Source organism: Bradyrhizobium sp., from assembly GCF_028868675.1.
Classification (GTDB): Bacteria; Pseudomonadota; Alphaproteobacteria; order Rhizobiales; family Xanthobacteraceae; genus Bradyrhizobium.
On record NZ_JAGWUA010000223.1, the window covers coordinates 1 to 7,562 of the forward strand.

Consider the following 7,562-nt stretch of genomic DNA (forward strand, 5'->3'; position numbering starts at 1 on the left):
GGCGCGGGCTGGGCGCTGTTGCTGGCGCCGAACAGCACCCGGGTCGGGTTGCGGTCGAAATTGTTCACGGCGCGGCTGATGTCGCCGAGCGTCCGGCGGCCATCCGCCATCAGCGCTCCGGAGCGCTTGTCGAAGTCGTCGGCGAGTTCACGGATCGACTTGACCGCAAGGAACAGTTCGCCGCCGTCCTTGCCGCCGGCCAGCGTATTGAGGCCGAGCATCAAATTGTCGGCCTTGAGCATGACGCCGTCGACCTTGGCCATCACGGCGTCGATGCGCTCGGAATTGCGCGACAGCGAGGCGGTGAAGGTCTCGAGATTCTTCAGCGATTTCGTCACCGACTCCTGATTGTCGGCAACGAGCTTGTTGATGTTCTGCAGCGTGCCGCGGATCGCTTCGGTGACGTCCTGCAGCTTGTTCGGATCGGCGGTCAGGATCGGGATGCCGTCCTCGTCGAGCGGCGGCGGGGGAGCCGCCTCCTCGCCGCCCTTGAGCGAGATCGCGGCGACGCCGGTCAGGCCCTGGAACTCCAGGCCGACCAGGGTGTCCTTGCGGATCGGCGCCTTGTTCTCGATCATCGCCAGCGCGACGACCCGTCGCGGGTTGTCGAGCTTCACCGAGACCACCTCGCCCACCCGAATACCATTGAAGTTGACGCTGCCGCCATTGCGCAGTCCCGCCGCCGGTCCCTCGAACACGACACGCAGGGGGCTGCGCTGCTTGGTGGTGTGCAGCGACTGGAACCAGAGCACGAAGCCGATCGCCGCGGCGATCACGGCCAGCGTGAAGGATCCGATCAATACGTAGTTCGCCCGCGTTTCCATCAGAACACTCCCGCCCCTCAGCTCATGACCGCGCGGGCGCGCTTGCCATGGAAATATTGCCTCAACCAGGGATGCTGCGAGGCCTGCATGTCGGCGATCGACCCTGCAGCAATGATCTTACCGTTCCCCAAAACGGCGATGCGGTCGCAGGCTGTATAGAGGCTGTCGAGATCGTGGGTTACCATGAAAACGGTCAGGCCCAAAGTGCGCTGCAGGGTCCTGACCAGTTCGTCGAAGTCGCCGGCGCCGATCGGGTCGAGGCCTGAGGTCGGCTCGTCCAGGAACACCAGTTCCGGGTCGAGCGCCAGCGCGCGCGCCAGCGCCACGCGCTTGATCATGCCGCCGGAAAGCTCGGAAGGGTAGCGCTCGGTCACCTCGGGCTTCAGGCCGACCATGGCGAGCTTGGCCATGGTGATCTCGTCCATCAGGCGCTGCGAGAGGTCGAGATATTCGCGCATCGGAAACTGGATGTTCTGCCGCACGGTGAGCGAGGAGAACAGCGCGCCCTGCTGGAACAGCACGCCCCAGCGCCGCTCCACGCCGCGGCGCTCGGCGGCGTCGGCGGCATCGAGATCGACGCCGAACACCTCGATGCGGCCGCCGACCTTGGGCACGAGCCCGATGATGGTGCGCGTCAGCACCGACTTGCCGGCGCCGGAGGGGCCGACGAAGCCGAGGATCTCGCCGCGCCGGACGTCGAGGTCGAGCCCGTCGAGCACGCGCGTCGCGCCGAACTGCACGGTGACGTCGCGGACGCGGATGATCGGGTTCTGGATCCTGGCCTGGATGTCCTGCGCCATCGTCACATCCCGATCGAGGCGAAGAAGATCGCGAACACGCCATCCATCACGATGACGAAGAAGATGCCCTTCACGACCGACGAGGTGGTGTGCTGGCCGAGCGATTCCGCGCTGCCCTGCACGGCGAGCCCCTCGACGCAGGCGACGATGCCGATCACCGCAGCCATGACCGGCGCCTTGACCAGACCGACGATGAAATGATCGATCGAGATGGCGTCGCGCAGGCGCAGCAGGAAGGCTTCGGGATCGACGCCGCCGTAGAGCCAGGCGACGAGCCCGCCGCCATAGAGCGCGGCCATGGCGCCGAGGAAGGCGAGGATCGGCAGCGCGATCACCAGCGCCAGCATGCGCGGCAGGATCAGCACCTCGATCGGATCGAAGCCCATGGTGCGCAGCGCGTCGATCTCCTCGCGCATCTTCATCGAGCCGAGCTCGGCGGTATAGGCGCTGCCGGAACGGCCGGCGACCATGATCGCGACCAGCAGCACGCCGATCTCGCGCAGCACCAGCACGCCCAGCATGTCGACCACGAAGATGTCGGCCCCGAATTTGCGGAAGTGGAAGATGCCCTGCTGCGAGATGATGCAGCCGATCAGGAAGGTGATCAGCACGATGATCGGCACCGCGCGCCAGCACACCTGCTCGAGATGATGCACGGTCGAGGTCAGGCGGAACGAGCGCGGGTGGATCAGCACGTGGCCGCTCGCAGCCAGCACCGCGCCGAGCATGTCGACGAGGCTCGTCAGCGTGCCGGAGACCCCGGCGACGCTGCGGCCGATCTGCTCGAGCATGCCGGCGATCGTGACGGCATCGGCCTCGATCACGGGCGCGGCCTTGACCCGCCGCACCTCGTCGACGAGGCTCGAATAATTGGCCGACAGGCCTGCGATCTGCGCCTCGACCTTGCCCTGGGTCAGGCTGCGGCGCAGGCGCTCGATCAGCCAGGCGCCGAAGGTGTCGAGCTTGCTGACCTCGGAGACGTCGATGAAGATGTTGGGACGGCTGCCGGCGAGCTGTTCGGCATCGGCCACCATCCGCTCCAGCACCGGCGCGAAGCTCGCGGTCCAGGTGCCGGTCGCGCACAGCGCCAGCGCATTGCCCTTTGCAATCCGCTCCAGTTTCGGATCGCCGCTCACGATGCCCGCTCCCGTGCCGTCGCTGCACGCGCGGAGGAAAAGAGATGGTTGCGCACGCGCCCCTACCTTGAAGAAGGTATCCCCAACCAGCCATAGTTAGTTGCCCAAGGCAACCTAACGGTTCGAAATTGCCAGAGTTTTAAATGACTTCCAGCGGACTTCCAATGTTGGCGGCGCGAATCGAGCGTTTCCCGATCGCCGGCAGCTTCACCATCAGCCGGGGAGCCAAGACCGAAGCCATCACGGTGCTGGCCGAGATCAGCCGCGCGGGGCTTGTCGGACGCGGCGAATGCGTGCCCTATCCGCGCTATGGCGAGACGCCGGAGGCGACACTCTTGGCCATCCAGACCATGCGGGATGCGGTTTCGGCCGGCCTGAACCGACAGGCCCTGCAAACCGCGATGCCGCCGGGCGCCGCCCGCAACGCGCTGGACTGCGCGCTGGTCGACCTCGAGGCCAAGGAGGCGGGGTTGCGGGCCTGGACCCTGTTGCAACGCGGCGCGCCGCGCCCCTGCACCACCGCCTACACGATCTCGCTGGGCAGCCCAGAAGCCATGGCGGAGGCGACCGCCAGGGCGGCGCACCGCCCGCTCCTCAAGATCAAGCTCGGCGGCGACGGCGATTGCGAGCGGATCGCAGCCGTGCGCAAGGCCGCTCCGCAATCGGAGCTCATCGTCGACGCCAACGAGGCCTGGACGCCAGCCAATCTGGCGCAAAACCTCGCGGCCTGCGCCGACGCCGGCGTCACCCTGGTCGAACAGCCGCTGCCGGCCGGCAAGGACGAGGCGCTGGCGCGCATCCGGCGGCCGCTGGCCGTCTGCGCCGACGAGAGCGTGCACGACCGTTCCTCGCTCGCGCCGCTGCGGGACCGCTATGACGCGGTCAACATCAAGCTCGACAAGACCGGCGGCCTCACCGAGGCGCTGGCGATGGCGGACGCGGCCGAGGCGCTGGGCTTTCAGATCATGGTCGGCTGCATGGTCGCGACTTCGCTGTCGATGGCGCCGGCCATGCTGCTGACGCCGCAGGCCCGCTTCGTCGATCTCGACGGCCCGCTGCTCTTGGCGCGCGATCGCGACCACGGCCTGCGCTACGACGGCAGCCTGGTCTATCCGCCGGAAGCCTCGCTCTGGGGCTGAGCCATCAGCCGGTGCCGCGCCGACCACATCAGGAGCGCGCCGCCGCCCGCCATCGCCGCCATGACGTAGTAGAGGCCCTCGCCGTAGCGGGCGTAGAGCGCGCCCGACAGCACCGAGGTGGTCGAGGCGAGAAGCCCGTTGACAGCGGCAAAATAGCCCTGCCCCCGCGCCATCTGGTGCACCGGCACGTGATGAACCAGAAGATTCATGGTGCCGACCTGGGTCAGGCCGTAGGTCAGGCCGTGGCCGAGCTGGACGACCGCGAGCAGCGCGAGCGGCGGCTCCTGCGCCGTGATCGACCAGCGCGTCACGGCGGCGAGGCCGCCGATCGCCACGAGAGCCGCCGGATGCAGCGCCAGCCGCGGCGACACCGCGAACACGACGATCTCGGCGAACACGCCGAGCGCCCAAAGTGCCGCGATCGTCAGCCCGCCGAGCCCGTGGGCCTGCCAGTTGATCGAGGCGAAGGTGTAGTAGGCGACGTGGCTGCTCTGGATCAGCGCCGCCGAGATGACGATCGCGAGAAAGCTCGCATCGCCGAGCAGGCGCTTGCCGCCATGGGCGAGCGCGGTCTTGCGCCGCGCCTCGTCGAGCGGCTGCAGCGACAGGCTCGTCAGCGAAGCGAGCAGCGCGAGCGCGACGATCACCCAGATCAGCTCGCGCGCGGCGATCACATCGACCAGGAGGCCGCAGGCGAGCGCGCCGGCGATGAAGGCGACCGATCCCCACAACCTGAGCGGACCGTAATCGAGACCGTAGCGGGCGACGCCGCGCAGCGCGTAGGCATCGGTCAAGGGGATCAGCGGCGTCCAGAAGCAGCAGGTCGCGACATAGAGCAGGAAGATCGGCCAGGGCCGGTGCTGCGTACCGAGCAGCGCAAAACTGATCGCGGCGCCGAGCGCGGTCAGGACCAGCGCGGTGCGCAGCGCGCGGCGCCGTTCGGCAAGGCCGGTGATGAAAGGCAGCGTGGTGAAGCGCGTGACCGCGGGGACGGCGCAGATGATTCCGATCCATGCCGCCTCGATGCCGACGGCCTTCAGCCACACCGTGAAGAACGGCAGATGCGTGCCGACCACGGCGAACGACGTCGAGTAGAACAGCGCCAGCCGGACGGCGAATCGTCGGCTCGCATGAGCCGAAGCTATGGGGATTTGTGATTCGGGCGGCATCAATTCAATTGCGATTCGGTCGATATCGTGGTGATCGTTACAGTAACGCGCAGTGATTTGCGCGACGAGATTGCCATGGCCAACGAAGCATTCGCCCTCTCGCCGATTTCCGCCCGTGCGGCCGAGCCCACGGAAGCGGATTACGACGCGATCCGCGAAGCCTTCATGGAGACCGCGCGCGGCCGCTGGTTCCTCGGCGAATATGCCAAGCGCAACCGCAACGCCGATACGACCATGGTGCTCGATGCGGTGGCCAGAATCGAGGAAACCCTTGCGGCACAGCGCCAACCCGTCGTCGAGGACCGGCTGCCCGGCGCGCTGGCGGCGATCCGCCAGGCGATCGCGAAGGCGGAAATCGCCGCCGGCGCGGCGTTCGACCGCGCGGCGATCGAGGCGAGCCTCGGGGCGATCCATCGGGGTGTGCGCATCGTCAAGGAGATCTCCTGGCGCTGGCGCGAGATCGGCGCCGACGGGCGAATCTGCGACCTCATCGATTCGCAGCTCGTATCCATCGAGAGCGCCTGTGGACAGATTTCGGGCCTCGATCCGCACGCCGAGCTCAAGGCCGCCTTCGATCTCCTGAAGGACATGGTCGAGCAGACAGACACAGGCGCCGCGCGCCCCGCTGCCCCGGCACCGGAAGCGCCCCAGGCCGCGCATGAGACGACGGCAGCGCCGAACGTCGAGGCCGCCATGGAGATCGGCGCCGGCAGCGCAGCCGCCGCGGAGTTGCCGGAGCAGGCCGCCATCGCGCCCGAGCGCGCCGACGTCATCGCGGAGAGCGCGGCCGAAATCGCAGCCGCCGACATGGTCGAGGAGCTCTCGACCGACGCCGCGGCGGAAGCGGAAGACGAAGCCGTGCTGGATCTGGTCGCGCTGGAGATGGCGGCGGCCGATCCGGACTTCGACGAGGCGACCGCGGAGCTCGCCGAGGTCGTGCCTCCGGCCGGGCCACCCGTCACGGCGGAGCCGATTCCGGCCAAACCGGTCGCGGCGGTTGCGGCTCCCGAGGCCGCCACGGCGGCGATCGAGCGAGCCTTGCCGGAGGCGGTGGCGCAGGCCGCGCGGCTTCCCATGCCCTCGCCGCTGCCCGAGGAGGCCTCGCTCGGCGCCACCATCCTCGCCAGCGGCATGCTGCAACAGCCGCCGCCCGCCGCCAACGATCCCCTCGCGCCGATCCGCCGCATGACCCAGGCCGAGAAGATCGCGTTCTTCTCCTGAAGGCGCCGAGCGTGCCGATGTCACGCGCTCCCCGCAAAACTTGCGGTTCAACCCCATGCACAGTGGTCAGGGGTTTCGGCCGATGTTTCGTTTTTACGAAAATCATTTGACACGTCGGGCAAATCAGAACCGCCAAGATCATCGTACAATCCGCAAGGCGCGTCGGTCGTGGACGATCCTCTCCTGTTGGGAAGCCTGTGGGTCGATACAACCTGCCTCTGGACAGATCGCAACACTCTCTAATAGAGATCAACCAATCAATACTACCTTGAGATTTAGGATGCGATTCCTCATTCTGATGACGACAGCGAGCCTATTCCTGACGGGATGCACGACGACATCGGCACCCGAATCGCCAGGCTCTGGCTTCGCCCAGGAATCCGTCATGGGGATATCGCCACGCGCGATGCCGGGCTTGAAAGCAAGATACGAGACGGCCGAAGCCGCCAAACAATACATTACGCCCGAACTTATCAAGGATTGCGCGAACAAGCTCACCAGAGAATACCCTCAGGTCACGATCATCGGAAACTTTTCGATGTCTCCCCTCGCCGCATCGAAGGTGGGCGACCTTCAGATGTTTCCCGGCGGGCCAAACGACGAAATCGTTGCTCTCGTGGCACCAACTTCCAACAAGAACATATTCGGCGGCGACAACAGAACCATTTCGGGCTGCTCATACCGTCTGCACGAGAACACATTCACGTTCCGCAAGGTGCATGGCCCAGGATCGTTCGGTCGCGTCAACCTGGTCAGTCAGCCCGCGTCGCCAGCAACACCTCGGTAGTCGCCAATATGATCCACGTTATGGTGACAGCCCGCAGGATGGGTAGAAGCGAAACTCATCCTGGTCTCGCCCTGCGATGGCTCGCGGGCAAGATTGCGGCCTTCTTGGTTCGAGACGCGCGTTCCGCGCTCCCCACCATGAGGGTCTGACAGCGCAACAAGACCCGCCACGCCCGCTCCAGCGTGACCCAGATCACGCTCCTCCCCACGGTGACCGACATCACGTCCCTTCCTCCGAACGCGGTCTAGCTTCTCCGCCACCAATCTCGCGATCGAGATCAGTGCCAAAGGAGCACGCCATGTTCCGCCTCAAATCCATTCTGATGTATGCGGGCCTCGTCGGAAGCCTGTTGGGCTTCGCCTGCAGCCCCGCCGCCGCCCAGACCGCCCCCGTCCAGCCGGGCAACGCCGCGCCGACCGCGCTGCAGGGCCCCGAGCAGCGCGTGGCGCTGGTGATCGGCAACTCCAACTACCGGAACGCCCCGCA

8 protein-coding genes are annotated in these 7,562 nt (G+C 66.8%); 4 read left to right on the forward strand and 4 right to left on the reverse strand.

Translation table 11 applies throughout. The features are described from left to right. From KGM94_RS21690 to KGM94_RS21700, 3 genes are all read right to left on the reverse strand, one after another. The coding region (locus KGM94_RS21690) for an MlaD family protein (RefSeq protein ID WP_300263952.1) at nucleotides 1-824 on the reverse strand (824 nt) is incomplete at its 3' end. A 17-nt stretch (nucleotides 825-841) separates the two neighbouring features. Next, on the reverse strand, nucleotides 842-1,624 hold the full coding sequence (locus tag KGM94_RS21695; protein WP_300263955.1) for an ABC transporter ATP-binding protein: 783 nt from the start codon (nucleotides 1,622-1,624) through the stop codon (nucleotides 842-844). Between the two features lie 2 nt (nucleotides 1,625-1,626). After that, the gene (locus KGM94_RS21700; RefSeq protein ID WP_300263958.1) at nucleotides 1,627-2,760 is read right to left on the reverse strand and encodes an ABC transporter permease; all 1,134 of its coding nucleotides are present in this window, start codon (nucleotides 2,758-2,760) and stop codon (nucleotides 1,627-1,629) included. A 143-nt stretch (nucleotides 2,761-2,903) separates the two neighbouring features. On the opposite strand from KGM94_RS21700, the gene dgcA reads away from it, so the two are divergent. After that, nucleotides 2,904-3,899: an N-acetyl-D-Glu racemase DgcA gene (dgcA, locus tag KGM94_RS21705; protein WP_300263960.1), complete on the forward strand. Its 996-nt coding sequence runs from the start codon at nucleotides 2,904-2,906 to the stop codon at nucleotides 3,897-3,899. Here the strand turns inward: dgcA and KGM94_RS21710 are convergent. After that, on the reverse strand, nucleotides 3,869-5,068 hold the full coding sequence (locus KGM94_RS21710) for an MFS transporter (protein WP_300263963.1): 1,200 nt from the start codon (nucleotides 5,066-5,068) through the stop codon (nucleotides 3,869-3,871). The genes dgcA and KGM94_RS21710 overlap by 31 nt on opposite strands. Before the next feature lie 75 nt (nucleotides 5,069-5,143). On the opposite strand from KGM94_RS21710, the gene KGM94_RS21715 reads away from it, so the two are divergent. From KGM94_RS21715 to KGM94_RS21725, 3 genes are all read left to right on the forward strand, one after another. Beyond that, nucleotides 5,144-6,289 carry a hypothetical protein gene (locus KGM94_RS21715; RefSeq protein ID WP_300263965.1) on the forward strand — a complete coding sequence of 382 codons (1,146 nt, stop codon included), beginning with the start codon at nucleotides 5,144-5,146 and terminating at the stop codon, nucleotides 6,287-6,289. 280 nt (nucleotides 6,290-6,569) lie between these two features. Beyond that, on the forward strand, nucleotides 6,570-7,076 hold the full coding sequence (locus tag KGM94_RS21720; RefSeq protein WP_300263967.1) for a hypothetical protein: 507 nt from the start codon (nucleotides 6,570-6,572) through the stop codon (nucleotides 7,074-7,076). 298 nt (nucleotides 7,077-7,374) lie between these two features. Continuing rightward, nucleotides 7,375-7,562, forward strand: a 188-nt coding sequence (locus KGM94_RS21725) for a hypothetical protein (protein WP_300263970.1), incomplete at its 3' end; no start/stop codon positions are given.

Coding starts and splice junctions, on each gene's coding strand:
- KGM94_RS21695 (WP_300263955.1), bottom strand. CDS start 1,624: ATGGCGCAGGACATCCAGGCCAGGATCCAGAACCCGATCATCCGCGTC.
- dgcA (WP_300263960.1), top strand. CDS start 2,904: ATGACTTCCAGCGGACTTCCAATGTTGGCGGCGCGAATCGAGCGTTTC.
- KGM94_RS21710 (WP_300263963.1), bottom strand. CDS start 5,068: ATGCCGCCCGAATCACAAATCCCCATAGCTTCGGCTCATGCGAGCCGA.
- KGM94_RS21715 (WP_300263965.1), top strand. CDS start 5,144: ATGGCCAACGAAGCATTCGCCCTCTCGCCGATTTCCGCCCGTGCGGCC.
- KGM94_RS21720 (WP_300263967.1), top strand. CDS start 6,570: ATGCGATTCCTCATTCTGATGACGACAGCGAGCCTATTCCTGACGGGA.